Origin of the sequence: Microbacterium sp. zg-Y818, from assembly GCF_030246905.1 — a bacterium.
Taxonomy (GTDB): Bacteria; Actinomycetota; Actinomycetes; order Actinomycetales; family Microbacteriaceae; genus Microbacterium.
Genome location: NZ_CP126741.1, coordinates 2,139,368 through 2,165,159, shown reverse-complemented (window position 1 = coordinate 2,165,159; position 25,792 = coordinate 2,139,368). Strand labels below are relative to the sequence as shown.

24 protein-coding genes are annotated in these 25,792 nt (G+C 68.5%); 12 read left to right on the top strand and 12 right to left on the bottom strand.

What is annotated here, in order from left to right; translation table 11 throughout:
- The first annotated feature begins 90 nt into the window (after positions 1-90).
- From QNO21_RS10130 to QNO21_RS10115, 4 genes are all read left to right on the top strand, one after another.
- Positions 91-1,338 carry a hypothetical protein gene (locus tag QNO21_RS10130; RefSeq protein WP_257517834.1) on the top strand — a complete coding sequence of 416 codons (1,248 nt, stop codon included), beginning with the start codon at positions 91-93 and terminating at the stop codon, positions 1,336-1,338.
- 116 nt (positions 1,339-1,454) lie between these two features.
- Positions 1,455-2,660: an SNIPE associated domain-containing protein gene (locus tag QNO21_RS10125; protein WP_257517833.1), complete on the top strand. Its 1,206-nt coding sequence runs from the start codon at positions 1,455-1,457 to the stop codon at positions 2,658-2,660.
- Between the two features lie 29 nt (positions 2,661-2,689).
- The gene (locus tag QNO21_RS10120; protein WP_257517832.1) at positions 2,690-3,937 is read left to right on the top strand and encodes an MFS transporter; all 1,248 of its coding nucleotides are present in this window, start codon (positions 2,690-2,692) and stop codon (positions 3,935-3,937) included.
- Positions 3,938-4,134: 197 nt separating this feature from the next.
- A complete protein-coding gene (locus QNO21_RS10115; RefSeq protein ID WP_257517831.1) occupies positions 4,135-5,037 on the top strand; it encodes an Ltp family lipoprotein in 903 nt (300 codons plus the stop codon).
- A 134-nt stretch (positions 5,038-5,171) separates the two neighbouring features.
- On the opposite strand, the gene QNO21_RS10110 is transcribed toward QNO21_RS10115, so the two are convergent.
- Positions 5,172-5,738, bottom strand: a complete 567-nt coding sequence (locus QNO21_RS10110) for a TetR/AcrR family transcriptional regulator (RefSeq protein WP_257517830.1) — start codon at positions 5,736-5,738, stop codon at positions 5,172-5,174.
- Positions 5,739-5,797: 59 nt separating this feature from the next.
- Between QNO21_RS10110 and QNO21_RS10105 the strand changes: the two genes are divergently transcribed.
- Genes QNO21_RS10105 through QNO21_RS10095 form a run of 3 tightly spaced genes read left to right on the top strand, consistent with a single transcriptional unit; the run spans position 5,798 to position 8,433 of the window.
- Complete coding sequence (locus QNO21_RS10105; protein WP_257517829.1) at positions 5,798-6,976, top strand: DUF418 domain-containing protein; 1,179 nt, start codon at positions 5,798-5,800, stop codon at positions 6,974-6,976.
- Between the two features lie 33 nt (positions 6,977-7,009).
- Positions 7,010-7,546 (top strand): PadR family transcriptional regulator, encoded by a 537-nt coding sequence (locus tag QNO21_RS10100; protein ID WP_257517828.1) that lies wholly within the window; start codon positions 7,010-7,012, stop codon positions 7,544-7,546.
- Positions 7,543-8,433 carry a CPBP family intramembrane glutamic endopeptidase gene (locus QNO21_RS10095; RefSeq protein WP_257517827.1) on the top strand — a complete coding sequence of 297 codons (891 nt, stop codon included), beginning with the start codon at positions 7,543-7,545 and terminating at the stop codon, positions 8,431-8,433. Before QNO21_RS10100 ends, QNO21_RS10095 begins: the two co-directional genes overlap by 4 nt.
- Here QNO21_RS10095 and QNO21_RS10090 read toward each other — a convergent pair.
- From QNO21_RS10090 to QNO21_RS10075, 4 genes are all read right to left on the bottom strand, one after another.
- A complete protein-coding gene (locus QNO21_RS10090) occupies positions 8,430-8,681 on the bottom strand; it encodes a DUF3626 domain-containing protein (RefSeq protein WP_257517826.1) in 252 nt (83 codons plus the stop codon). The two genes, QNO21_RS10095 and QNO21_RS10090, sit on opposite strands and share 4 nt — an antisense overlap.
- Before the next feature lie 174 nt (positions 8,682-8,855).
- Entirely contained in the window at positions 8,856-9,617 is a 762-nt protein-coding gene (locus tag QNO21_RS10085; RefSeq protein WP_257517825.1) for a hypothetical protein, read from the bottom strand.
- Between the two features lie 106 nt (positions 9,618-9,723).
- Positions 9,724-10,584 (bottom strand): hypothetical protein, encoded by an 861-nt coding sequence (locus tag QNO21_RS10080; protein WP_257517824.1) that lies wholly within the window; start codon positions 10,582-10,584, stop codon positions 9,724-9,726.
- An 83-nt stretch (positions 10,585-10,667) separates the two neighbouring features.
- Entirely contained in the window at positions 10,668-11,369 is a 702-nt protein-coding gene (locus tag QNO21_RS10075; protein WP_257517823.1) for a hypothetical protein, read from the bottom strand.
- Positions 11,370-11,531: 162 nt separating this feature from the next.
- Between QNO21_RS10075 and QNO21_RS10070 the strand changes: the two genes are divergently transcribed.
- Positions 11,532-14,426: a helix-turn-helix transcriptional regulator gene (locus tag QNO21_RS10070; RefSeq protein WP_257517822.1), complete on the top strand. Its 2,895-nt coding sequence runs from the start codon at positions 11,532-11,534 to the stop codon at positions 14,424-14,426.
- A 9-nt stretch (positions 14,427-14,435) separates the two neighbouring features.
- Here the strand turns inward: QNO21_RS10070 and QNO21_RS10065 are convergent, their stop codons facing one another.
- On the bottom strand, positions 14,436-14,708 hold the full coding sequence (locus QNO21_RS10065; RefSeq protein WP_257517821.1) for a nickel-binding protein: 273 nt from the start codon (positions 14,706-14,708) through the stop codon (positions 14,436-14,438).
- A 152-nt stretch (positions 14,709-14,860) separates the two neighbouring features.
- On the opposite strand from QNO21_RS10065, the gene QNO21_RS10060 reads away from it, so the two are divergent.
- Both QNO21_RS10060 and QNO21_RS10055 read left to right on the top strand, forming a co-directional pair.
- Positions 14,861-15,064, top strand: a complete 204-nt coding sequence (locus tag QNO21_RS10060; protein WP_257513687.1) for a hypothetical protein — start codon at positions 14,861-14,863, stop codon at positions 15,062-15,064.
- A complete protein-coding gene (locus tag QNO21_RS10055; RefSeq protein WP_257517820.1) occupies positions 15,061-15,429 on the top strand; it encodes a type II toxin-antitoxin system death-on-curing family toxin in 369 nt (122 codons plus the stop codon). The genes QNO21_RS10060 and QNO21_RS10055 overlap by 4 nt, the downstream gene beginning before the upstream one ends.
- Before the next feature lie 73 nt (positions 15,430-15,502).
- On the opposite strand, the gene QNO21_RS10050 is transcribed toward QNO21_RS10055, so the two are convergent.
- Positions 15,503-15,901 (bottom strand): CPBP family intramembrane glutamic endopeptidase, encoded by a 399-nt coding sequence (locus QNO21_RS10050; RefSeq protein WP_257517819.1) that lies wholly within the window; start codon positions 15,899-15,901, stop codon positions 15,503-15,505.
- Positions 15,902-15,991: 90 nt separating this feature from the next.
- Between QNO21_RS10050 and QNO21_RS10045 the strand changes: the two genes are divergently transcribed.
- Positions 15,992-16,876, top strand: a complete 885-nt coding sequence (locus QNO21_RS10045; RefSeq protein WP_257517818.1) for a PaaX family transcriptional regulator — start codon at positions 15,992-15,994, stop codon at positions 16,874-16,876.
- 142 nt (positions 16,877-17,018) lie between these two features.
- Positions 17,019-19,790, top strand: coding sequence for a DUF6351 family protein (locus QNO21_RS10040; protein ID WP_285178390.1), 2,772 nt, complete (start codon positions 17,019-17,021; stop codon positions 19,788-19,790).
- Between the two features lie 52 nt (positions 19,791-19,842).
- Here the strand turns inward: QNO21_RS10040 and QNO21_RS10035 are convergent, their stop codons facing one another.
- From QNO21_RS10035 to QNO21_RS10015, 5 genes are all read right to left on the bottom strand, one after another.
- A complete protein-coding gene (locus QNO21_RS10035; RefSeq protein ID WP_257517816.1) occupies positions 19,843-20,238 on the bottom strand; it encodes a GNAT family N-acetyltransferase in 396 nt (131 codons plus the stop codon).
- Positions 20,239-20,287: 49 nt separating this feature from the next.
- Entirely contained in the window at positions 20,288-21,160 is an 873-nt protein-coding gene (locus QNO21_RS10030) for an ABC transporter permease subunit (RefSeq protein WP_257517815.1), read from the bottom strand.
- On the bottom strand, positions 21,157-22,071 hold the full coding sequence (locus QNO21_RS10025) for an ABC transporter ATP-binding protein (protein WP_257517814.1): 915 nt from the start codon (positions 22,069-22,071) through the stop codon (positions 21,157-21,159). Before QNO21_RS10025 ends, QNO21_RS10030 begins: the two co-directional genes overlap by 4 nt.
- A gap of 129 nt (positions 22,072-22,200) precedes the next feature.
- The gene (locus tag QNO21_RS10020; RefSeq protein WP_257517813.1) at positions 22,201-22,908 is read right to left on the bottom strand and encodes an NAD(P)H-binding protein; all 708 of its coding nucleotides are present in this window, start codon (positions 22,906-22,908) and stop codon (positions 22,201-22,203) included.
- 50 nt (positions 22,909-22,958) lie between these two features.
- Complete coding sequence (locus QNO21_RS10015) at positions 22,959-25,712, bottom strand: helix-turn-helix transcriptional regulator (protein ID WP_257517812.1); 2,754 nt, start codon at positions 25,710-25,712, stop codon at positions 22,959-22,961.
- Positions 25,713-25,792: the final 80 nt, after the last annotated feature.

Genomic DNA, 25,792 nt, shown 5'->3' with positions numbered 1-25,792 from the left:
CGGACGGCACCGACCTCGGGGAGCTGGCGCTGCGAGAACTCAAGTGCGGACTGACTCATAGACTACGAGCAGTCGAGCGTTGGAGGACAGGTGGCACGTCGTCGTGGATTCTTTGCAGAGTTGCAGCACCAAGCGAAGCTCGCTGAGCAGCGTCAGCAGGCAGCGTTACGGCAGCAGGCGGCGGGAGTCCGCCGTGCAGAGCAGGCACAACGCGCCGCTGAGCGGGCGCAACTTGCCGCGCAGCGCGCGTCTGAAGCGGACCGCAAGCGGCTCGAGAAGGCGGCCGCAGATGCCCACGTCGCCGCGCAGATGGCAGAGGTAGAGGACTTGAATGCCGACCTCCGCAGCCAGTATGAAGTCCTGGACTCACTCCTGCAGGCCACGCTCGAGGTGGACGACTTCGTGGACCTCGAGAAGCTCCGAGTGGTGGTTAAACGCCCGGCGTTTCCGCGCCCGGACCTCCGGCGCCCCTTCCCCGCGCCCACTCCCGTCGCAGACCCACCCTTCCCTGTCCGACGCACTCCTGCCGAGGTCAAAGGGCTCTTGGGAAGGAAGAAAAAGGAAGCCGAGGAACTCGCCGCAGTGGAGCGCGAGTACGCGGCGGACTATTACGCCTGGCAAGCAGCGGTGGATGCTCTGCCCACGCAGAGAGCTGCGCAGGTTGAGAAGCACCAGGAGGTTGAGCGGCGCCGCACGGAGCAACTGTCGCTTGAGACAGCGAAGTATGAGGCCGAGTGTGAGCGCCTCGAGAAAGAAGCGGCGGAACAGAATGAGGCGCTGGATCAGCTGATCGCTGGACTGGGTTACGGCACGGTCGAAGCTGTCCAAGAATACGTAAGCATCGTTCTCGCGAACTCGGTCTACCCCGATTGGTTCCCGGTGTCGCACACGGCGACATTCGAGCCCAGTACCGCTGAGCTGGTCATCCGCGTTCTGATCCCTGGGCCCTCTACCATCCCCGCGATCAAGCATTACAAATTCACGAAGGCAACTGACGAGATAACTCCGGTGGCTGCTACGCAGAAGGAGACGAAGGACCGCTACGCCAGCATCGTCCACAACGTCGCGCTCCGGACATTGCATGAAGTGTTCGAGGCGGACCGCAGAGGCTTGATCAGAGCAATCTCCCTCGAACTCGGGACCGAGACTACGAACCCGGCCACGGGTCGTCCGACATATGTGCCCTTTGTCGCCGTCGCGACCGAGCGAGTGCGTTTCGAGGAGCTTGACCTGTCGGCGGTAGTACCCGGTCTGACTCTCGAGCACCTGGGCGCGGCTCTGTCAAAGAACCCGCACGGACTGGTGGCGATCGCTGCGGGCGGGGTGAGACGCGTCTAGTGTCTGCCGGCCGCGTTTTCAACCCGCCACCAGGATGGCCGAAGCCGCCAGCAGGTTGGGAGCCCCCTGCCGGCTGGCAGCCCGACCCGGGTTGGCCGGCTCCGCCGACCGACTGGGTGCTTTGGCTCGCACCTGAAGGTTCAGCCGAAGGAACTGAGCTTCGGTCCGAAGGGCAAACGCCGGATCTCCAACCTCCTGTCGCATCGGAGGGGGCGGGAGGGATCGAGAAGGAACTCGCGCTGGTAAAGGCGGAGAACCATGCGCTGCGCGCAAAGCTAGAGAGTCTCCGCTCTGAGGAGCCCGTCGAACTCAGCGACGCACTAGTCCTTCAGCATGTGGGTATCTATCGTTACCACCATCCACTGGAATCTGCCGCGGCGTATCAAACGCGGCTGGAGTCGATCGAATCGCGCGTCGCCGAGATGGTTAAGTCGGGGCAGGCAATCGTTAAGTCTGAGATGTTCACCTTCAACAACTCGATCGCTCAGGGGCGGAGGATGACCGAGGATCTCGCCAAGCTAATGCTTCGCGCGTACAACTCTGAAGCTGACAACGCGCTCCGGACGCTGCGCGCGGGCAACGTCCACACGGCCAAGCGGCGGCTTGACGCCTCTCGCACTGCGATTGCCAGGCTGGGCAACATGATGGAGATGCGGATCAGCGACGCGTACCACGATCTGCGTTTTGAGGAGCTCGAGCTAACAGCGGATTGGCTCATGAAGAAGCAGGAAGAGAAGGAGGCGGCGCGGGAGGAACGCGCCCGCCTTCGTGAGGAGCACCGCGTCGCCAAAGAGCTGGCCGAAGAGCGGGCGCGCCTGGACAAGGAGCGGGCTCATCTTGAAAACACGCTCGCTGCGCTCCGGGCGCGTGGTGAGGACGATCCGATCCTCTCCGCGCGGCTCGCGGAAGTCGATGAAGCAATCGCTCAGAACGACTTCCGCCTTGCGAATATTCGTGCTGGCTATGTTTACGTGATCTCTAATGAAGGTGCATTCGGAGCAAACGTCGTGAAAATCGGACTTACTCGAAGGCTTGAGCCTCGCGAGCGCATCTTCGAACTTGGCGGGGCGTCGGTGCCCTTCAGGTTCGACACACACGCTCTGTACTTCTCTGAGGACGCCGTCACGCTGGAGTTGGAACTGCATCGACACTTCGCCGCGAGAGCGGTGAACCAGGCAAACCCGCGCAAGGAGTTCTTCTTCGCGAGCCCGGCGGAGGTTCGGGAAGTCCTTCTGGAGAAGGTCGGCAACATCCTTGAGTTCACCGAGGAAGCCGAGGCCACGGAGTATCGGCAGTCGAGAGGGCTGTGGCCGGAGCGGTAACCGCAGAGGACCGCCCATAGGCTGGCGACATGTCGCGCGGTCGCGGGTTCGGCGTGCTCTGGAGCGCGAACGCTCTATCGAACCTGGCCGACGGTCTCGCCTTCGTATCGATGCCGCTGCTCGCGGCATCCATGACCGACGATCCGCGCCTGGTCGCGGGGCTGGCCACGCTCTACGCGCTGGTGCGTCTGCTGGTCGCCTTGCCAATCGGGGTCTGGGTCGACCGGTGGGACCGCCGCACCCTCATCGTCGCGGCGAATCTGCTGCGAGGCGTCGCGCTGCTCGTGCTGGCGCTCACCGTTCAGTTCGGGGTCTCATCGCTGGTGATCCTGTACGCGGCGATGGCCGTGGTCGGCACGTTGGAGAGCGTGGCCGACAGCGCTGCCGTGGCCATGCTTCCTTCCCTCGTCGACCGGAAACGACTCGGCTCCGCGAACGGACGCGTTGCGGCCGCGCAGCTGATCTGCGATGAGTTCGCCGGTCCTCCGCTCGGTGGCTTCCTGTTCGCGCTGGCGGCGGCCGCGCCCGTCTTGGCGATGGGCGGGCTGTGGGCCGCTGCCGGGCTCGTCGCCCTCGCGCTGCCGATTCGGCGCTCGACGCAGCCGCACGCTGACGCGCCGCCCGCGCGGCCCTCGGTGTACGCCGAGGCGCGAGAAGGGATCGCCTGGTTCGCGCGGCACCGGGTGGTCGGCTTCCTCGCGCTCATCGGAGCACTCGCGAGCGTCGGCTACATGCTGCCCTTCTCGATCCTCGTCCTGTTCGCCGAGGAGCGGCTGGGGCTGGACGCCACCGGTTACGGACTGCTGCTCGCCTTCTCTGCGCTCGGTGGGCTGCTCGGCTCGTTCCTCGCGCCCCGGTTGCGCACATGGCTGGGATACCGGTGGACGATCGTGGCCAGCCTGCTGCTGGGTGCGCTGAGCCTGGGCGGTCTTGCCGTCACGACAGATCCGATCCTCGCCGGCGTGCTCCTGGCGCTGTACATCCTGCACGCCGTCGTCTGGAGCATCTGCGCACTCTCATTGCGCCAGCGTCTCGTGCCCGACGCCCTGCTCGGACGGGTCGGCGGCGCAACGCGCGTTCTCGGACTGCTCGGCCTGGCCGCCGGATCTGCGCTGGGCGGCGTGCTCGGGGCGATCGACCTGACGATTCCCGTTGCCGGGGGAGCGGTGGTGTTCGTGGGGTGCTACCTGCTCGCGGCGGTCACGCTGCGCGGCGAGCTCACGCCCGACGACCGCAGCGTGGTTGCGACTCGCGAAGTGGATGCCGCGACTCGGTAGGGGCGGAGCGCAGTCCCGGACCGGGTCGGGCTCCAGTCCTTGACGGAATGTCCTATGTGTTCGCTATGGTGAAATCACGCGCCGGAGGAGAGGCAGCGACTCGCAGAGAGTCGGCATCACTCACCGTTGGGGAGACGGTTGGGCGCGTCATGACTGGGGGCGCTCGACCCTTGGCGATTCATTAAAGGGGAACTTCGATGACTACTTCCGATGACGGCCGCCCTACGTTCGCAGCGGGCTGGTACGCCGATGTCAAGGCGCCGGGTACTGAGCGCTGGTACGACGGCACCGCCTGGACAGAGCACGTCCGCCCGATCTCAGCGCCGGGGACGGTCGCCGCAGCCCCCACCGCCCCGCACGCCGATGCGGTCTCCGCGCCGGTGGCGCCCGCGAACGCCTCGAAACGCCCGTGGTTCAAGCGCAAGGGCATCGTCATCCCGGTCGCCATTGTCGGTGGCATCATCGTGGTTTCCGGCATCGGTGGCGCATTGGGCGGTGGCGGCGACGACATCGCGGCTGAGAAGCCCCTCGCATCGCAGACCCCCTCGACAGGGACCGAGGACGAGGCCGAGGAAGAGGTCGAGCCGGTCATGGTCGACGTCCCGAACGTCGTGGGGCTGACCGGTGCGGACGCTCAGGCGGCGCTTTCGTCGGTGGGCCTGCAGGTCGACGTCGCTGGCGGTGACGTCACCATGCCGGTCACCACACAGGATGTCGCCGCAGGCGCGCAGGCCGAAGAAGGGTCCACCGTGCGGCTGACGCTTCAGGAGAAGCCGAAGTTGACCCTCGCGCAGGAGAACGCGATCCGCAACGCCGAACAGTACCTCGACGTCATGCCGTTCAGCCGCGCCGGGCTCATTCAGCAGCTGAGCAGCGAGTACGGTTCCGGGTTCGCGGCTGAGGATGCCGAGTTCGCCGTGGCCACGCTCGAACAGTCTGGGCGTGTCGATTGGAACGCCGAGGCGGCCGAGGCGGCTCAGTCGTACCTGGACGCGATGGCGTTCAGTCGCGATGGGCTGTTCGAGCAGCTGACCAGCGAGCACGGTTCCGGCTTCACGCCGGACCAGGCCAACGCCGGGCTCGCCGCCGTCGGCTACTGACGGGGGCGCACCGGACGCGCACGCATCCTGGGGCGGGCTCTCGTCAGCTGGACGGGAGCCCGTCACCGGCCGGCGGCCGCAGACCGCCGCGCCAGTCGGGCGAACGCCGCCGCCCCGGATCCGCGCCCCGTGGCCTAACCGGCGAGAAGTCGCGCAAGAACCGCATCGATGAGCGCGCTCGCGCGGGCGGGGGGCATGCGCTGGGGCTCCACGAGAGCGGCCGTCGCAAGACCGTCGATGACGGCGAGAAGGGTGGCTGCCTCGTCGCGCGCCCATGCGGGGTCGCGGTGGGGCAGACACTGCTGGATGAGCCAGACCAGGAGGTCCTCCACCTGCTGCCACTCTGCGGCGTGCGCGGCCGCAAACGAGGGATCGATGGCGGATCGTGCCAGTCGGGCCACCCAGAGCACACTAGCCGCTCGTCGTTCCGGGCCCATCCCCAGCAGCTCATCCACGACCGCGCGCAGCGCCTGTTCGGCTGACGCGTCGGGGCCGGCCCGCTGCTCGAGTCTGTCGCGGAACTGCCGGGAGGCGGCATCCATGGCTGCGGTGAGCATGGCGGCCTTGGTCGGGAAGTGGTGCTGGACGGCGCCGATCGAGACGCCCGCGCGATCGGCGACCTTGCGCACGCTGATGCCCTCGAAGCCTTCCTCAACGAGCAGTGCGGTGACTGCGGCGAGGAGGTCCGGCGGGGGCGGCATAGCTCATTCTCACACACGCGACCACCCCAACAATACGATCGTATGGTACGGTCGCTCGCATGTCCTCAGGCGCTGTTCGCTACGGATCCCTCGACCTGCTGCGGGGGATCGCGATACTCGGAACACTGGCAACCAACATCTGGATCTTCACGAATCCAGAGGGGTTCATCGGGTATCTCAATGGCTCGACCATTGCCACCACGCCGCCCGTGTGGCGGGCAGTGGAGTCCGTTCTCCAGCAGTTCGCGCAGGGGAAGTTCCTCGGGTTGCTCACACTCATGTTCGGGATCGGGCTCGAGTTGCAGCGACGCTCCGCCGTGCGCGCGGGGGCGGCCTGGCCTGGTCGCTACCCGTGGCGGGCCGCGTTGCTCTTGATCGACGGCATCCTGCATTTCGTGCTCGTCGTCGAGTTCGACGTGCTGATGGGGTACGCGGTCACCGGCATCGTCGTCGCCTACCTGCTGGCCACCACGGAACGAGCCCAGCGAGCGTGGATGATCGCGGCCGCCGCCGTGCATCTCGTGCTGATCACCGCGCTGACGGTCGTGCTCGCGGTGGCTCCCGTTGCGTCCGGGGGCAGCCAACTTGATCCCAATCCCTATGCCGACGGAACCTGGATCGACCTCGTGGTGTTCCGGCTGCAGAACCTGGTGGTGTTCCGGCTCGAGCCGGTGCTGATCATCGCCCTCTCCATCGCGATGTTCCTGCTGGGCGCACTGCTGGTTCGGCGTGGCCTGCTCGATCCCACGGGCCATCGACTGCGTCGGAGGCTGATGATCATCGGGTGCGTCGCGTTCGTCGCCGACATGGTGATCGGCCTCGGCGGCGGGATCGCTGGGCTCGTCTTCACCCGATACGGCACGGCGCCGCTGGTGGCGCTGGGGATCCTCGCTCTCGTCGTCGAGTTCGTCGAGCGTCGACCCGGGCGGGGCTTCGTGGGTCGACGCATCCAGGATGTCGGGCGTACCGCGTTGAGTTCGTACGTCCTTCAGAATCTTGTGGCATCCGCCATCTGTTACGGCTGGGGGCTGGGTCTTGCGGCACGCCTCGACCCCGCCGCGCGCGTGCCGGCGACGATCGGGATCTACGTCGTGGTCGTGGTTGTGGTGGTCACCGCAGCGGGGATCTGGCTGAAGCGCTTCTCGCGCGGACCGGTCGAACTGGCGTGGCTGTGGAGCTTCGAGCGCATCACGCGGGCTCTGGACCGTCGCGCCGCGGCTCCCGCCCCGGTCTCGTAGCGTCGCCGACACCTGGGCTGCTACGGTTGCCGGATGCCATCGTCCGATGTGGACCGTCCGTTACGGCCGGTTTCCTATACCGTTCTCGGCCTGCTGGCGACGGTGGGCCCGCAGACGTCGTATGAGCTCGAGCAGAACTTCGAGGCATCCATGTCGTTCTTCTGGCACGTGACCCGCTCCCAGCTGTATGCGGAGCCGCAACGACTCGTCGGACTGGGTCTCGTATCGTCGACGCAGGAGTCGACTGGCCGCCGACGCCGCACCTTCACCATCACCGAAGACGGACATCGCGCTCTGGTGCAGTGGCTCGGAGAGACTCCGGAGCCTTCCCAGTACCGCGATCCCGCGATGCTGCGGCTGTTCTTCATGGATGCCGCGCCGAGCCTCGTCACCTCCCTGGCGCAAAGCCGCATCCGCGAACTGACCGAGACGCTCCACTTTCTCGAACAGCCGGGTCTGGGCGGTGCGCAACCCAGCCATCAGCGAGTCCTGTCGTGGGGTCGAATGACCGTGCGCGCAGACCTGGCCTTCTGGCAATCCGTGCTCGACGACACCGAAAGACAGCCATGACCGATCTGATTCAACGACGCCCGCTGACCGCGTTCTTCATCCTGGCCTTTCTCGGCTCGTGGGTGGCCTGGAGCCCGTGGTGGCTGTCGCAGAGTGGCATCGGACTGCTGCCGTTCCAGCTTCCCTTTGCTGCCATCGCAGGCATCAACCAAGTGGGTCTGTTTGCGGGTCCGTTCGCAGCGGCTTTCTTGGTCACCCGCGTCTGCGAGGGGCGCCAGGGGGCGCGGCGACTCCAGCTGAGCATGGTGAAGTGGCGCGCCCGGCCGGCCTGGTATCTCCTCGCCCTCCTCGTCATCCCGCTCGCAACGGCACTCGGCTACTTCTTGCTGCCCGGAACGTCCTTCGCCCTGGAGGGCGGCTTCATCGCTGTGCTGGGGTTGCTCGCGATCACCTACGTGACCTACCTGCTCGGGGGTCCGATTCAGGAGGAGCCGGGCTGGCGAGGCTTTGCGCTGCCGCGGCTGCAGCAACGGCTTCACCCGATGACGGCGGCGCTTGCTCTCGGAGTCATCCACTGTTTGTGGCACGCGCCGCTGTTTCTGACTGCCGAATGGGATACCGCGCGACAGGAGCCGAGCCAGTTTCTGGCGTACCTCGTGCTGGTGGTCAGTATGTCGTTCGTCATGTCGTGGCTCTTCAACGGATCTCGCGGCTCTGTGCTCTTGGTGATCCTCGGGCACAACGGCATCAACTGGGCGCTCTTCGCGGTAGGCACCTTCTCTGGTGAGGCGGTCGCCAACAACTGGCCCGCTGCGCTCGGCCTCGCGGGGCTCGCGGCCATCACGATTGCCGCGACGCGCGGACGATTGGGTCATCCTCGGTCAGAGGTGACGGCAGAACCCGTGTCCACCTCACCCGTTCACAACCTGCCGGGGAAGAACAACTAGCTGGCTTGGTCGTCCGCGCGCCGCCCATACCGCGCGGATGCCGCGAGGGCTGCGTACCGCGGCCCTCGGTACCCGGGGTCGAGCGTGCTGGTCTTGACGCTGAAGCCGGGATGGAAGTCGACCTGCGAAAGGCGCGCCGCTGCCGGATGAACGGCCGTTCCTCGGTGACAGGGGTCGAGAACGATTGCTTCGACATCCGTTGCGAAGGTGACGCCCCCGTGGACGTGCGCCTCGACATAGCGATCCAATGGTTCGAGGTCTTCGGACAGGCGTCAGGCGGCCGGCGGCGCTCCGCCCGCCGCCGCGAACCGCCCCGCCAGCCGTGTGAACGCCCACTCAGCTCGTGTGTTTCGTCTTGCTGGGTTCGCTCCGCGACCGGGGCCGCAGGCCCGCTCGCTCAACGACCGGGGCTGCACAGTCGCTCACTCGGCCGACGCGTCGGCTTCCACGAGCAAGCTGGCGCCGGCGATAGCAACGCCGTCGGACGCACCGACGACATCGACATCGAGGGTGTAGTCACCATCGCCACGGAGGTTGGGGATCCAGATGTCGACGCTGGCGCCGTCATCGGTGGTGGGCTGCAGCCGGGCTCCCAGACGACTGGCACCCCAATGGGCGCTGACATCCGCACCGCTGAGTGACCAGGTCACCAGCAGCGGCACCCCGGCGATGCCGTCGGTGGTGACATCGACGGTGACGGTGTAGCCGAGGGGATCCACGGAGTCATTCACTGCGACAGCATCGACCTCCCACAGGACCGCCGCGAGATGACTCGCCAGGGCGCCGGTGGTCACCGCCCGGTCATGGGGATGCGTGGGGGAGATGTCGTGGGCGGTGGCCGTGGGCAGGGGCGACAACGCCATAGCCTCCTCCGTCGTCAGCCGGTACGGTTCCAAGCGCTGGTCGTACACTGCGGCGCTCGGCGTTGCCGCCATGGGATCCGGCAGCGGCACGCCCCTGATATTTCGGGGACCGCTGAACGCATTTCTCGCCGGAAAGTCGAACTCGTGCAGTGTCGATTCGCCGGTGAGGGCGAGGTCGACGCCGGCGGCATCCTGCCCCTGGCCGGGGCTCGTGCACCCGCTGAGGCCGACGACAGCGATCATTCCGGTGGCGATACCCGCACTGATGACGAGTGTGTTCTTCCGCTGCGGTCCAGTCGGAATTGTGCTGTTGATGGACACGATCCACTTCCTCTCGAATGAGCGTGACCTGATACGGGCGACGCTAGGCGTGAGGGGCTGACCGCCACATGACATGAAATGCCCATTTCGACGCGCATGGCGCGGCCTACTCTCCGGTGGTTGTTGCGGTGACCAGGAGGTTGCCGCTTGTCAGTGCCGCCCCACCGGACGCGCGGACGATCTTGACCTCGACGATGTAGTCGCCCGGCGAACTGAGGTTGGGGACCCAGATGTCCACACTGCCGCTGTCATGGTCGGTCGTCGGCTCAAGACGGATACCGAGACGCGGCGCTCGCCAGTTCGCACTGACGTCCACGCCGTTGAGGGACCAGGTCAGCACGAGCGGCACTCCCGCCAAGCCGTCGAAGACGAAGTTGACGGCCACTCTGTAGCCCAGTGGATCTACGGAGTCCTGCGTCGTCACCGCCTCCACCTCAGCCAGGGCTTCCGCGAGCGATGTCTCCACCTCATCGCTCGTCAGCGGCATCGGCGATGGACCGTCGAGTGACACATCTTCGACGCTCGTGATGAGTGCCAAGGCCCGCTTCTCCTCCTCCGTGAGTTGATACGCGTCCACCGGGGGGTCGGTCGCCATGGTGCCGCCCGTGGAAGGCACGGTGTTGCGGTCCTGATCCGTCTGCGGCGTGGGCGATGGGGTCGGTGGTGCCGTCTCGGACGGTCGTGGCGGTGCGGCCGGCTGCGGTGTGGCAACGACGAGAGCGAGTCCCGCGTCGACGGGATGTTGCGGGAGCCCGTCGAAGTCCTGCTGGGTCTGGAACGAATACTCGTGCAGCGTGGATCGGCTCACGAGAGCGAGCTCCACGCTCGCTGCATCCTGCACGTCGCGAGGACTCAGCCAATTCCAGACGCCCACCACGGCGATCACGGCGGTGGCCAGGGCGCCGGCGCTGACGACGACGCCCTTCGCCCGCTGCCACACGGTCTGGCGTTCCGGGTTGATGGACACGAGCAGTCCCCTCGTTGCGGCATCGGCAGAGGCCGGGTCCCTCGACGAGCAGCGTCGTCGAGGGACCGCGGTCGGATCGGGTGTCACACCCCGAGGTAGTCCTTGAGCAACTCCTTGGCAGCGGCCCATGCGAGGGGTCCCAGTTTGGATTTCGCCTGGTCCCACCACGTCTTGCTGTCGGGCCATCCCAGGTCGCCTCCGACCGTGCGGTCGAAGTAGATGAGGAAGTTGCCCGGCGAGGCGTCGGAGCCGGCTTCGTCGTTGTAGATGGCGACGCTGGCGCCATCCTTGATCGGCGTGCCCGGCGTTCCCCCGACGAACCGCCATTCGTAGACCGGTTTGTTCGACCAGTCGAGGTTCACGCCCACAAAACGGTCGGCATAGCGGATGAACGACGGATCTTTGCCGTTGCCGAGCGCAATGCGCTCGCCGAAGGTCACGGGCCCGTCGGCGGACCCCGGACGATCCACGAACCAGCGGGTCACCTTGGCCCGGGTGGCTGCCGAGTCATCGTCCGTCCAGCCGAGGTTGATGCCGTACGCCTGATCTTCGTGCTGCAGGTACCGATCGGGGACGGTGCCGTAGAGGGCGAAATTGCGCTCACGCTGGACCCCGAATTCCGGCTTCTGGCGTAGTTGCCCACCAGTGCCCGGCAGCAGGATGCGCCACTGCTTGAGCTTTCCGGCCACCTCGGCGATAGCTTCCGTGGGCGGCGCGGCGGACGGTCGGGGGGTCTTCCTTCCGGCTGCCTCCGGCGTGATCGTCGTTGCGTGTGTGGCGACCATGATGCTTCCTCTCCTGAGTCCGACTGACGTCCAGCCGTGACAAGGGCGACGCTAAGCGTGAGGGGCTGACCGCCACATGACATGAAATGCCCATTTCGCCGTGGCGTTCGAACCGCTGATGCGGGGATCGACGTGAGCCGGTGGCGGGCATATGTTGGCCGCATGCGGGCCTGGAAACCACCGCTCTTGCCCCGCGCATGGCGCAGCTCCGATCAGCCGCCGTTCGTCGCGCGGGAAGAGGAACTGGATGCCGTGGTCTCGGTGTGGCCCGACGTGGTGAGCGGGTCGGTGCACTGCGTCTTCGTCACGGGAGAGCCGGGAGTCGGCAAGACCAGGCTCATCGCCGAAGCCGCGACCCGGCTCAGCGCGCACGGTGCCGCCGTCTTCGCAGGCTCGTGCGTCGCCGAGTTCGGTGCGCCGTTCGAGCCGCTCGACGCCCCGTTGCGCAGGCTGCTGGACCTTGTCCGGGGGGCGACGGCGACGGATGCCGCCAGCCGCTTGATACGCCAGGCCATCACGGCGGACCGCGCAGACCCTGGGCCGGAGGCACGGGACCCGGGCGATCAGCACCGGCTGGCGACGGCGATCGTCGGTCTGCTGAGTGAGGCCGCCGAGAGCCGGCCCATCGTGATCGTCCTGGACGATCTGCACTGGGCCGATGAGGCCGTGCTGCGGCTGCTGCCCAGGATGCTCGCCGGACTCGAAGACAGCTCGGTGCTGCTGCTCGGCGGTGTGCGGTCCACGCATCCGGATCGCTCAGCGGTCGTGGACCGGGTCCTGGCGAACCTCTCGTCCTTCGAAGGAATGCGGCGCATCTCGCTGCGGGCGCTGACGCTGGACGAGGTGCTCACCTATGTGCGCACCCGGGCGACGGCATCCGCCACAGACCTGCTCGAGGTGGCAACGCGACTGCGGTTCCTGACGGGAGGCAACCCCTTTCTGCTGCGCGAGGCGTGGCGCTATGCCGGCGACATCGCCGGCCCCGATGTCGTCGGCATCTCCTTGCCCGAGTCGGTCAACGATCTGCTGTACACAAGGCTGGACACGATCGATCCCGCGCAGCGCCATCTTCTCGAGGCGGCAGCGGTGCTGGGCATGGACGTTGTTGTGGTCGAGTTGGCCGCGATCTCCGGGGAATCGGCCGAGACCGTGCTGGATGCGCTCGAGCGGGCCCTGGCGGCGGGACTGCTCGAAGCGCCCCATGGCGCAGGCGACGACCTGCGCTTTCCGCACGCGATCGCGCGGCAGGCGGTGCTCGACGGCATTCCCGCGCGAGACCGGCCGGCACTGCACGCACGCGCGGCCGCGATGCTCGAGCAGCGTGCGCCCACCCCCGCCCGGCTGACGCAGCGGCTCGCCTACCACTACGTCCACGCACTCAGCCTCGGATTCCGGGATGAGGCGGTTTCGTACACGGCCGCGGCGGCGGAGCTCGCGGCATCCAGAATCGCGTACGAAGAGGCGGCGCGACTGTTCGAGCAGGCGGCGGACCTGACCCAGTCGCCGAGCGGGCGCGACGAGCTGCGCCTGGCGGCAGCGCGCAACTGGCTACTCGCGGCAGATTTCGCCCGAGCGCGCGCTCTCGCCGAGCGGGTCTGCGCGCTGGGTACCCCGCTCGATCAGCTGCGCGGCGCGATCCAGTACGAAGAAGCGACCTGGCGGCCGGGCATCCACGGCGGGCGGGCGGTGGAGCTGCTGATGGGCGCGCTGGACTTTCCCGCCGAGCCCGGTTCTCGCGCGGAACGGGTGGAGGCGCTCGCGGCGCTCGCGCGGGCGACGTCGTTTTCGGGGCGCCTGGACGAGGCGCGGGTGCGGGCGACAGAGGCCACTCGGCAGGCTCGCGCGCTCGGTGATGCGCAGCTGCTGTTGCGGGTGCTGCGGACCGCATATCTTCACAGCCTCCGGCCCCAGATCCTCAGAGAGGCGTACGACCATGCCGGCGAGATCTGGACAGTCGGCACCGCGGGTGCGACCAGCCCGGCGGACATCGGCGAGTGGTTGTATGCCGCCCCCAACTATCGGGCCGCCGCAGCGTACGTCCTCGGCGACAAAGGCGGACTGGAGCAGGCCGAAACAGCCCTCATCGCGGCAGCGGCGCGCGCGGGAAGCTACTGGCAGTACTGGCGCGACTGCGTCGACTACGGCCGGCACTTCATCGCCGGCCGGCTGGGGGCAGCAAGAACCGCATACCGGCGGGCAGCGCGAGCCGAAGCCACGTTCCTGTCGGATGCGCGGTCCAGCGTCGCCGCACAGCAGCTGTACATGATCAAGCGAGAACTCGGACAGCTCGCGCCGGTGCGCGGGATCATCACCGGAACCGAATCACCCCACGAGCACTGGGCGCCGGGGCTGCTCGGCCTGTACACCGAGTTCGAGATGAGGCGGCCGGCGGCGAGGATGCTGGCGTGGCTGCTGGATCAGGACACCGCCATGGCGCATGAGTCCGCGGAGTGGCCCGCCGTGCTGGCACTGCTCGCCGAGGCTGCGATGTTCCTCGAGGACCGCGACGCGGCCGCGCGGCTGCGCCCTCTGATCCTGGAGTACGCCGGTCTGAACCTCATGTCGGGCTACTTCGTCTCGTGCTTCGGCTCGGCGGACCGTTACCTCGGACAGCTCGATGGTCTGCTGGATTCCGGCGACCCGCAGACCTCTTTCGACGCTGCGCTGGCGCTGGACGATCGGCTCGGCGCGGCGCTGGATGCCGCCCACACCCGCACCGCCTTGGCGCACTGGCTGGTCTCGCGCGATGCCCGGTCGCGAGAGGCGCTCGTCCTCGCCGAGCGCGTGTGGGCGGATGCCACAGCCGCAGGCTGGGCCCGCGTGATGCGCGCGGTCGAGCGGGATGCGAGACTGCGCGGTCGCGCCGACGGGCTGACCCCCCGCGAGATCGAGATCCTCCGTCTGATCGATCAGGGCCTGACCAATCGCGACATCGCCGCCCGGCTGTTCATCAGCGAGCACACCGTGGCCAACCACATGCGCAGCATCTTCACCAAGACCTCGAGTTCCAACCGATCCCATGCCGTCCGCTACGCCCGAGATGAGGGCTTGATGTGACGGTGCGCACTACTCCGCTTCGATGAGGTGGCCATTGGGCATGACGCGGCCGGCGACTTCGATCACGCTGTCCGCAGGGAGGCCGGCCCGCTCGGCGGCGGCGCGGATCGCCTCTGCCGAGGGCGCCTCGTAGAGACAGTAGGTCTTGGTTCGGTCGAGGGAGAGATAGGAGAACACCCACCGCACATCTTCTTCATCGTTGATGAGGTTGATGTCGTCCGCGGCATCCACGGGCAGGGCCACCGGTTCGTCGAAGGTTCGCTCGATGACGAAGTACGGCATGCCATCACCACCTTGGATGTGGGGTCAGGGAGTGCTCGGTGGGGTCAGCCTACTCACGCTGCGGCGGGAGACAAGCAGCACTGTGCCCGGATGGTACCGCGTGGTACCTTCCGTGTTACCGTCGAAGCACGTACTCAGGGAGGGGCTTTCGCATGGCGATGAATCTACGTCTCGACGCGGCGCACGAGGAACTCCTCGACGCGCTCGCCGCTCAGGAGCGGCGCACCAAGACAGAAGTCGTCAAGCTTGCGATCGAGGAGCGCGCGGCCAGAGCTGACAAGAGCGCGCGAACTCGCGCCATCTTCCAGCGGATCCTCGACGAGGACGCTGCCCTGCTGGACGCACTTTCGCAGTGACGGATTACCTCGAGCCCAGCGACGTTGAAGACCTCATCGAGTTGGTGGGTTTCCACCTTCGCGACCGAAATCTTCTGCTCTCAGCACTTGCCGCGCCGCTGCCTGTCTTTGGCGAAGAGGTCTATCCAGCGCTCCACGACAAGGCTGCCGCGTTGATGATCGCGATCAATCGCGATCATCCTCTCTCGGACGGGAACAAGAGGCTCTCCTGGCTGGTCGCGAAGGCGTTCCTTGCCCTTAACGGGCATCATCTGGCTGCCGAGAATGTTCGCGATGGTGACGAATTCGTTCGGGCAGTGGGTGACGGTCGGCTGGAGTTCGCCGAAGTGGTCGACTGGATCGACACGCACACGACGAGACTGTAGACGGCTCGCGACGGAGCCCGGCCGACCTGGAGCCGGGAGTCGGCACCGGTGGGGACCGGCGGGCACCCCGTCCCTAGACCGCCCGTACCGCCTCCGCGCGAGCCTCGGCATCCACAGGCGTCCGCACCGCCGCCGCACCCCGCGTGCGCACCCACACCACCGCGACGGCGATGACGATCACGGCCATCGGCGCCAGCGTCTCCACCGAGGCCACGCCCGCCGACCGGTCGTACGCGGTGGCCATGTCCACGCGCAGTGCCACGTCGAACACGAAGTTCACGGTGTTGAACATCGTGTGCAGCACGATCGCAATCTCGATGGCACCCGTGCGCCAGGTGATCAGCGACAGCCCGACGGCGAAGACGAGGTACCAGGCGTTCAGCCACACATCGCTCGAGAGGTGGACGATGGCGAACACCACGCTCGAGACGACGATGCCGAGCACGAGCCCCGCCCGGGCCCCCGCGCCCATCCACCCGCGACGCGGAAGAGCGCGATCGGCGCCGGCCCCGCGTGCGGGACGCGTACTCCGCGAAGAAGCGGCAGATGTGAGGATGGGGCCGTGTCAGAAGTGCTCCCGCCCGCCCGATCCGTGCGACGTCGGTCTCCCGTCCTGCAGGTGCTGACGCTGTTCGGGGACTACTGGTGGGGCGTGAAGAAGCCGTTGCCCACCGGCGCGATCCTGGCGGCGATGGCGGACCTCGGGGTCAAGCAGCCCGCTGCGCGCGCCGCTCTGGTGCGGATGACGCAGGACGGCATTCTCGAGGTCTCCCGCGCAGGCCGCCGCACGAGCCATGCGCTCGCTTCTCGCGGGGCGGAGCTCGTACGGGAGGAGGCCGGCTGGCTGCGCCGGTTCGGCAGGATCGAGCCGGAGTGGGATGGATGCTGGAGCGTGCTGATGTTCTCGATCCCCGAGGCCGAGCGCGCGCTGCGCCACCGGGCTCGCGCCATCCTGCGGTGGTCCGGCTACGCGCCTCTCTACGACGGGGTCTGGATCTCCCCTACCGGTTCCGTCGAGGACACGACCGCTCAGTTGCGCGCCGCGGGCGTGTTGGACGTCACGTCGCTGCGTGCACCGCTGGCCATGACGTCGACGGACGGGCCGCTGCGGGCATGGGGCATCGCGGCCGTCCGGCAGGAGTACGCGCGCTTCCTCGACCGCCTCGCCGCCGGGCCGCGCACCGAAGCCGGGGGAGCGGCCCTCGCGACGCGCACCGACCTGATGCTCGACTGGCAGGCGTTCCGTCACATCGATCCCGGTCATCCCGCCCGGCTTCTGCCGGCTGACTGGCCCCGCGCCGCCGCACGGGGCGTGTTCGTCCGCACGTACGACGCCCTCGGCGAGAGTGCGGAGGAGCGGATGCGGGACCACGTGCGTGCCGTCGACGACGCGCTTGCGGCGTTCGTCACGCCGCAACGCCTCGGTGAGGAGGATGCCGTTCAATAGTTCACGGCTCATTGACGCGCGTCACCTAGCTTTCTACTATCAGTGCCACGGGGCGACGGGGCCCCGACGACGACGACGTCGATAGCGGAGGACGCACATGAGTCACCGACCGTTCGTACGCCCGGGGGCCTGCGCTGCTGCGTTGGCCGGCCTGATCATCTCGCTGGCACTTCCGTTGCCGGCGACCGCCGCGGTCGGCGATGCCGCGCTGGACGTCTCGGTCGTCTCGAGCCGGCCCGATAGCGTCACCGGTGGCGATGCGCTCCTGCGCATCAGCGCCGCACAGGGCGACGTGCGCGTAACCGCTGCGGGCGTCGACGTGACCGGTGTCTTCGCACCCCACGACGACGGGCTGATCGGCCTGGTCGAGCAGCTCCCGCTGGGGGTGAGCGATGTCGTGGTCGAATCCGGTGGTGACCGCGCGTCGGTCGAGCTGGAGAACCACCCGATCACTGGCCCGGTGTTCTCGGGCCCCCAGCATCCGATGTACTGCACCGCCTCGACGCCCCCGTGGAACCTCGGCGAGGTCGATGAGAACTGCCATGTCGCCGAGCCCACGGTGAGCTACCAGTACCGCACGACGGACGGTCGCTTCCTGCCCTATCCCGCCGACGGGACCGTCCCGGGCGACCTCGTCACCGCGACGATCGACGGACGCACCGTCCCGTATGTCGTCCGACTGGAACGAGGGACGATCAACCGGGCCGTGTACGAGACGGCCGTGCTGCACCAGCCCGGCGAGCCTGCGCCGGCGCCGGGCGCCGCGCCGTCCGGGTGGAACGGGAGACTCGCCTACACGTTCGGCGGGGCCTGCGGGGTCGGCTACTGGCAGGGCACCGGCACGGGCGGGGTGCTCACGGATGAGCTGCTGGCTCGGGGGTATGCCGTGGCATCCGCCACGTTCAACGTCTACGCGCAGAACTGCAACGACGTCACCAGCGCGGAGACGGCGATGATGGTCAAGGAGCACGTCATCGAACAGTTCGGCCCCGTCACGTACACGATCGGATGGGGCGGCTCGGCCGGCACGATGCAGCAATTGCTGCTGTCGAACAACTACCCCGGCATCATCGACGGTGTCTTGGGGGAGATCGGGTACCCGGACGAGCGCACCACCACCGTGACCGGACACGACTGCAGCAACCTGCTGGGCTACTGGGCTTCGGCCGAGGGTGCCGGCTGGACCGACGAGCAGAAGCTGGCGGTGACCGGTCAGGCCGTGATGCAGACCTGCGTCGGATTCAGCTGGTTCACCGGTGTCGACACCGATCCGGCCGCCTGCAACGCCCTCATCCCCGCGGAAGAGCGCTGGTCCACGGCGAATCCGGACGGTCTGCGGTGCACGATCTCGGACATGGTCAAGAACGTCTACGGCGTCGACGAGCAGGGGCGGGCACTCCGCCCCATCCCTGACGGTGTGGGTCTGCAGTACGGCCTGTCGGCGCTTCAGGACGGCGTCATCTCGGTCGACCAGTTCCTGAGTCTGAACGCGAACGCGGGTGGCTTCGACATCGACGGCGCCCGCACCGCATCCCGTTCCGAGGCCAGCATCGTGGCGATCACGCGCGCGTTCGAGACCGGGCGGGTCAACACCATGACCGGTGGGCTCGCCTTCACCCCCGTGATCGAGATCCGCCCTTACGCCGATCTCACCGGCGACTTCCACGACCGGTACCGGTCCGCCATCATCCGGGAGCGCATGCTGGCGGCGCACGGCGACGCGGCCACCCACGTGAGCTGGACGAGCGGCTCGAGTCCTGCCAGCTCCGGGCCGATGCGCGCGCAAGCGCTGACGCAGCTCGAGCAGTGGCTCGACAACATCATCGCGCGGGGCGGCCAGGAATCGCGGGAACGCACCATCGAGGCACGTCCGGCAGGACTGACCGACGGGTGCTTCGACGCCTCGGGTACGTTCATCGCCGAACCGCTGGACTACGCCGACCCGGCGAAGGCCTGCAACCAGCTATACCCGTACCACTCCGACCCGCGCTTCGAGGCAGGGGAGCCGCTCACGCGTGACGTGCTCAAGTGCGAGCTCACCGCTCCTGTTCGCGGCGACTACCCCGTCCTGACGGACGAGCAATGGCAGGAGCTGCAGAACGTCTTCGCAGACGGCGTGTGCGACTGGAGCAAGCCCAGCCAGGGGTATGCCGAACTGAGCGGCACCTGGCTGGACTTCGGGACCACGCAGCGCGCGGAGCTGGGCGAGCCGCAGTTGCGCGGCGACGCATGGATCGGCCGTGAACTGACGGTCGACGTGGCGGGCGACAACTCCGCCACGCTGACCTACCAGTGGCTGGCGGACGGTTTTCCCATCGCCGGCGCGCAGGGCGCCACCTTCGTCGTCACCGAGGATCAGCGCGGATCGGCGCTCACCGTGCGCGTCGGCGCGAGCATGGCCGATCGGATCGCGGTGACCCGGGTCTCGGCACCCAGTGCGGCCGTGGCGGACGCGCCCGTCGACCCGACGCCCGCACCGACGCCGGTTCCGACCGTCCCTGCCCCGGACCCGACGGATCCGGATGCCGGTGCTTGGGCAATCGTGGATGTGGGCGACGGCCGGGTCGCGCAGGGTGGCACCCTGCTCGTGCGCGTCAGCGGGCTCACCCCGGGACAGCAGATCGGCGCCGAGGTGCAGAGCGATCCGCTGGTGGTGCGGAACGTGCCTGCGGCGGGCCCGGAGGGGCGGGTCGAGTTCCGGGTGGCGATCCCGGCGTCGTTCCCAGTCGGTGCACATGCCCTCGTCATCAGCGCGGCAGGGGAGTCCGACATCCGCACGCCCATCACAGTGCTGCGCGCGGGTGCGCTCGGGATCACCGGCGCCGAGGCGCCGTGGGGCATCGCGCTCCTCAGCGCCGCGCTGCTCTGCGCGGGCGGGCTCATGTACGTCCTCCGCCGGCGCCGGACGGTGTGAGTGTCACGCCGCCGCGGGTGCCCACCCTGGGTCGAGCGCAGTGGGCACAAGCTCAGCGTGCAGGACCTGTGACCGCGCGCTTCACGAGATCGATGTCCGCCAGCCGGGGCGTGCGATAGGCACCGCCCTCGGCGACGTACTCCCCGCCGTGCTTCGTGAGGTGGCGGGCGAACAGCGGGCACACCGGCACCACGGTGACGCCCTGGCGGATGCTGTCGGCAAGCGCCTCGCGCAGCAGCAGCACGCCGATGCCACGGCCGCCGTACGCCGGATCGACCTCGGTATGGAAGAAGATCCGCTCGGCACGTCCCTCCGGCGCGTCGATGAAGTCCGCCCGTCCGGCGACGCGCCCGTCGGCGAACCTCGCGATGTGACTGCTGATCCGTTCCCCGATAGTGAGGTGCACTGTCGCGGTTTCGCCCGCGGCGGTCGTCGTCTCCTGAGTCATGTCCTTCTCCTTGTCTGTAGCCATGGTTCGAAACCCGGGGCCGTGAAGCTCAGGCATCCCGGCGCTTGAGAAGCACGGCTGCGGCGGTGAACAGCACCACGGCCCAGGCAACGAGCACGAGCCCGCCCTGCCACGGTTCGGTGAGCCAGCCGGCGGATTCCGGTGCGAGAAGGTCCACCCAGCTCTGCTCCGTCGGGTAGCTGAAGAGGATGCTGCCGGCGGTCGAGGGCAGCAGCATCGCGAGGTTCTCCACCCAGCCCGGCGACGCGAAGCCGATCACGAGGGCCAGCACGAGCGGTGCCGCCAGCACCAGGCCGAGGGCCACCGCGATGCCTCCGGCGGTATTGCGCAGGAGCGCTCCGATGCCGAACGCGATGAGACCCACCAGCACGAGGTAGCCCACACCCCCGAGCAGCGCGAGCCAGTACTGCGGGTCGTCGAGGGCGACATAGAGGCCGTCGGCTGCGAACAGCGCCGCCGAGACCGGAGCCGTGATCGCGAACGTAACGGCGCTCACGACGAAGGTCACGGCGGCGAAGACGAGCGCCTTGGCGAGCAGCGCAGGCACGCGCTTCGGCACGGTAGTGAGGGTCGACCGGATCATGCCGGTGCCGTATTCGCCGGCGATGATGAGCACGCCGAGCACGCTCACGATGAGTGCGCCGACGTCGGTGCTGACCATCACGGCGTACACCGCCATGTCCTGCACCGCGTCTTGGGTGGGAACGGCTTCGACGCCCTGGAAGCTGAGCGACGCGGACATCTGCGCCCCGAATCCGACCGTGAGCACCACCAGGATCGCGTAGGCCCACCAGGTGGAGCGGATGCTGCGGAGCTTGATCCACTCCGCGCGCACCACACCGGTGAAGCGCAGATCGTGACCGACGGGGGAGAGGGCGGGGTGCGTGGCGGTGGTGCTCATCGGGTCGCCTCCGTGCTGCGGTATTCGACGTCGTCTCGAGTCAGCTCCAGGTAGGCATCTTCGAGAGTCCGGGCCACGGGGGTGAGTCCGTACACGACGATGCCGGCGGCTGCGGCGATCTCGGCGATGCGCGGCGCGGTGAGTCCGATCACCGACACCAGGTCGTGTTCCAGGGGCGTCACGGTCGCACCCTCCGTTTCGAGCAGGCGGGAGAGCCCGACGACCCGCGGCGTGCGCACCTGCACCGACTCGCCCTCGGTGCCCGCGAGGATCTCGCTCACGGGAGCGTCGGCGACGATGCGGCCACGGCCGAGGATGATGAGGTGATCGGCCGTCTGCGCCATCTCGCTCATCAGATGAGAGGAGAGAAAGACGGTGCGCCCCTCCGCCGCGAGGCTTCGCGCGAGCCGGCGCACCCACACCACGCCTTCGGGGTCGAGCCCGTTCACCGGCTCGTCGAGGATGAGGGTCGCCGGGTCTCCCAGCAGCGCGACGGCGAGCCCGAGCCGCTGACCCATGCCCAGCGAGAACCCACCCACGCGCTTGCGCGCGACGGAGTCGAGCCCGGTGAGCGCAATCACCTCGTCCACGCGCTTCGACCCGATGCGATGCGTTGCTGCCACCGCGAGCAGATGGTTGCGGGCGCTGCGCCCGGGATGCACCGCGTTGGCATCCAGCAGTGCGCCCACCTGACGAAGCGGGGTCCGGTGCCGCGCGTACGGCATGCCGTTGACCGTCACCGAACCGTACGACGGGCGGTCCAGGCCCATGATCATGCGCATCGTGGTGGACTTTCCGGCCCCATTGGGACCCAGAAACCCGGTCACCACCCCGGAACGCACAGTGAAGTCGATGCCGTCGACGGCGGTCTTCGCGCCGTAGCGCTTGGTCAGAGAGTTTGCTTCGATCACGGAGATGCTCCAGGTGTTTCTGCGTCCGATGACGCTGTGAGAGGGGGGAGTCGAGGCGGCTCCCGCGGGACGAACCCAGTGGACACCGTGTTGTCGGCACAGGGTCAAGCGGGGGCGGGAACTCACCCGTCAGAAGCCGCTGCAGACGGCGCGCGGACGGGCGGCCCGAACCGCCTGCGCGATCGGCGTCGCGCCCTGGGTGAGTTCGAGGATCTGCCGGGAGATCCCGGGCTCGTGCAGCAGCTCAGCGAGGGTGGTGGCGACGTCTTCGCGGGGGATCTCGTCGTGCGGCTGGGCGGGGCCGAGCGCCACGGTGCCGTTCGCGGGATCATCCACGAGCATCGACGGTCGCAGGATCAGCCAGTCGACGTCGCTCATGCTGACGGTGACGTCGACGAGCTTCTTCACGGCGTAGTAGAACTCCTCGTCGGCGCTGAGATTCTGCCCGCGACCGGCCTCGGGCAGTACCGACACCAGCGCGAAGCGCCGCACTCCGGCGAGGGACACGGCCTCGAGGGCCGTCACCACTCCTTCGCCGTCGATCGCGACAGTATCGGGGCGGGCACCGGCGTTCGAGCCGGCGGTGTAGACGACGGCATCCATTCCCGTCAGCAGGGATGCCATCGCGTCGGGCTTCATGGAGGCAAGGTCGCCGACGCGCGCGTCCACGCCACGGGCAGCCAGCTCGGTTCGCTGCTGCTCGCGGCGCACGAGACCCGAGACCTCGTCGCCTCGGTCACGCAGCTCTCGCGCCAGCAGCCCTCCGACGGCCCCGCTGACCCCGATGATGAAGACCTTCATTCCCATGCTCCCTTCGTCGAAGACGACGTGGGACACACTCCACCCCCTGTTCCCGCCACCGGGTCAAGAGGGGGCGTGAACGCGGGTCAGGACAGCGGCATGTCGCGCAGTTGCCGGCGGGACGTGATGCCGAGCTTGCGGAAGATGTTGCGCAGGTGCGCCTCGATCGTGCGCGGGCTGAGGAACAGCTGCGTGCCGACCTCGCGCGACGTCGCGCCCGCCGCCACCAGCCGTGCGATGTGCAGCTCCTGGGCGGTGAGGGCGTCGGTCGGCTGAGCGGTGCGCTTCTGGGGATGCTCGCCGGTGGCGCGCAGCTCGCGGGCCGCGCGTTGGGCGAACGCCTCGGCGCCCATGGTCGTCAGCATGTCGTGGGCGGTGCGCAGCTGTTCGCGGGCGTCCTGACGCCGGCCCTCGCGGCGCAGCCACTCGCCGTAGACGAGGTGCGTGCGGGCCAGGTGGGCCGCCATGCGGCTGCGCGCGAGGTGGTCGATCGCCTCGCGGTAGTGGTCCTCGGCGGCCGGCCCAGGGGTGGTCAACGCTTGCGAGCGGGCGGCCAGTCCGAGGGCCCAGGGGGTGCCGGCGGCGTTCGCTCGTGCTGTGAGCTCTGCGAGTGCTTCGGTCGCGCTCTCGGGCTGGCCGGAACGGCTGGCCGCCTCGATGAGTTCGGAGTAGATGAGGTTGTTGTACTTCAGGCCTTCGGATTCGGTGCCGCGTGCCGCGGCGCTCTGTGCCGCCGCGTAGTCGCCCGAACCGTTGTGCAACACCGCCAAGGCGTACCCGGCAATGGTCATCTCGGCGCTGCGCCCGCGGGCGGGGCCCGCCTGGCCGATCATTGAGGTGATCTCCGCGGTCTCCTCGGCATGGCCGCGCCACGCAGCCAGGATGAGGCGCGCGTGGAGGTGGAGTCCGGCCTTGGTGGCCGCTGCGGCCTCGGTCTGCTCGGCCGCCCGGGTGAACTCACCGGAGAGCACGAGCATGACGGACTGGACGAGGAGAGCCGCGGGGAGCGTGGCCAGCGCGCCGGCTTCACGGGCCGACCGCATATGGTGCGCGCCGAGCGTGAAGAAGAGGTCCTCGTCGAAGACCGTCATCGCCGTCCGCGCCGCGAGCCATCCCCAGCGGCGGATGTCTGCGTCGGCCGCCGGGTCACCGCTTACGCCGTCGCAGAATGCGGCCAGCGCCTGCCGCAACTCCGGCACGCCCGCCGCGTGCCCCCGGGTGAACGTGGTCACCAGCCCGTCGAGCAGCAGATCCGCCGGTCGTGGTGACCCAGGCGGGGCGGGTGCCCTGCGGGCGGCCTCAGCCACGTCCCGCACCGCGGAGCCCATCCCGGGGTCGCCGGTGCTGATCGCGGCGTCGAGTGCGTCGAGGTAGGTTTCGCGTGAGAGCGCCGGATGCAGGGGGGCAAGGCTCTCGGCCGCCTTCAACAGCATCACCGGCCCCTCACCGTCGCGTGCGACATGGTAGGCGATCCGAGCGCGCAGCAACTCCAGGCGGGCCTGCTGCAGCGCGTCGAGCGGCCCCGCGCCGGCCATCGCCAGCAGTTCGGATGCCGCTTCGGACGCGCCGGCCTCGTGCTTGGTGTGCGCAGCTTCCAGCGCGCGGCGCGCCCGCGCGCCCGGCTCCGGAGTAAGCGTCGCCGCCTGCTGCATGAACGCCGCCGATGCGGCCAGCCCGCCGCGGGCACGTGCGCGACCCGCCGACCGCTCCAGCTCGGCGGCGGCATCCTCATCGGTGCCCTGCACCGCCTGGGCGCGGTGCCAGGCGCGGCGGTCGGGGTCGGTGTCGGGGTCGGTGGCGGCCGCCAGGGCGTCGTGCGCGCGACGCACGTCGGGCGGCGGCGCATCACGATAGACGGCCGAGCGTACGAGCGGATGCCGGAAGGTGACCCGATTGTCGACAACCAGCAGCCCGGCGGCCTCGGCAGGTGCGAGGGCGTCTTCAGCGACGCCGAGCTGCGCCGACACGCGGCACAGCAGCGCCGCGTCTCCGGTGGGGTCCGCTGCCGCGGCGAGCAGCAGCAGCTGGGTGTCGGCGGGCAGGCTGCGGGATCGGCGGCGGAAGCTCTCTTCGACGCGGCGCGGCACATCCAGAGCGCTCGGCACCTCGTATCCGCCGGCCAGCTGTGCGGCCGCCGCACTGAGTGGCAATTCGACCAGCGCAAGCGGATTGCCGTATGACTCGGCGATGATCCGCTCGAATACCCTCTCGTCGAGCGGAGCGGGCAGCCCCGACGTCAGCAGTTCCCGCGCATGCGCCTCGCAGAGAGCGTCGAGGCGCATGCGCGGCAAGTCGGCCAGCGCCGCCGGCTCTGCTGCGGCATCCTCCCGCGCGGCGTCGCGCACCGCGAACAGGAGCGCGAACCGCTCGGCTGACACCCGTCGCGCCACGAACGCGAGCACCTGCGAAGAGGCATCGTCGAGCCACTGCGCATCGTCGACGAGGCACAGCAGCGGCCGCTCCTCGGCCACTTCGGCCAGCAGGTTGAGGGTCGCGAGCCCGACGAGAAAACGGTCGGGGGGATCGCCCGCCTGCTGTCCCAACGCCACCCCCAGCGCGGTCTGCTGCGGTTCGGGCAGGGTGCTCGCGTGATGCAGCAGCGACGCGCACAACTGGTGCAGGCCGGCGAACGCGAACTGCGACTCCGACTCCACACCGACCGAGATCTCCACCCGGAACCCCGACGCCGCCGCGGCCGCACGGGCGTGGTCAAGCAGCGCGGTCTTTCCGATGCCGGCCTCACCGTGCAGCACGAGCGCTCCGCTGTGCCCGCTTCGTGCCCGGGTGAGGAGCTTTTCGACTGCTTCGCGCTCGGCATGTCGGCCGAGAAGGTGGGTCACGGGTGGCTCCCTTCGGGTGGTCGCCACCGTACTAGGTGATTGTCACCGACGCGAACAAATACCCCCGCGGTCTGCGGGCT

Excerpts from the sequence above, each read along its gene's own strand:
- QNO21_RS10120 (WP_257517832.1), top strand. The coding sequence starts at position 2,690 with ATGTCGCGCGGTCGCGGGTTCGGCGTGCTCTGGAGCGCGAACGCTCTA.
- QNO21_RS10115 (WP_257517831.1), top strand. The coding sequence starts at position 4,135 with ATGACTACTTCCGATGACGGCCGCCCTACGTTCGCAGCGGGCTGGTAC.
- QNO21_RS10110 (WP_257517830.1), bottom strand. The coding sequence starts at position 5,738 with ATGCCGCCCCCGCCGGACCTCCTCGCCGCAGTCACCGCACTGCTCGTT.
- QNO21_RS10105 (WP_257517829.1), top strand. The coding sequence starts at position 5,798 with ATGTCCTCAGGCGCTGTTCGCTACGGATCCCTCGACCTGCTGCGGGGG.
- QNO21_RS10100 (WP_257517828.1), top strand. The coding sequence starts at position 7,010 with ATGCCATCGTCCGATGTGGACCGTCCGTTACGGCCGGTTTCCTATACC.
- QNO21_RS10095 (WP_257517827.1), top strand. The coding sequence starts at position 7,543 with ATGACCGATCTGATTCAACGACGCCCGCTGACCGCGTTCTTCATCCTG.
- QNO21_RS10075 (WP_257517823.1), bottom strand. The coding sequence starts at position 11,369 with ATGGTCGCCACACACGCAACGACGATCACGCCGGAGGCAGCCGGAAGG.
- QNO21_RS10070 (WP_257517822.1), top strand. The coding sequence starts at position 11,532 with ATGCGGGCCTGGAAACCACCGCTCTTGCCCCGCGCATGGCGCAGCTCC.
- QNO21_RS10065 (WP_257517821.1), bottom strand. The coding sequence starts at position 14,708 with ATGCCGTACTTCGTCATCGAGCGAACCTTCGACGAACCGGTGGCCCTG.
- QNO21_RS10060 (WP_257513687.1), top strand. The coding sequence starts at position 14,861 with ATGGCGATGAATCTACGTCTCGACGCGGCGCACGAGGAACTCCTCGAC.
- QNO21_RS10050 (WP_257517819.1), bottom strand. The coding sequence starts at position 15,901 with ATGGGCGCGGGGGCCCGGGCGGGGCTCGTGCTCGGCATCGTCGTCTCG.
- QNO21_RS10035 (WP_257517816.1), bottom strand. The coding sequence starts at position 20,238 with ATGACTCAGGAGACGACGACCGCCGCGGGCGAAACCGCGACAGTGCAC.
- QNO21_RS10030 (WP_257517815.1), bottom strand. The coding sequence starts at position 21,160 with ATGAGCACCACCGCCACGCACCCCGCCCTCTCCCCCGTCGGTCACGAT.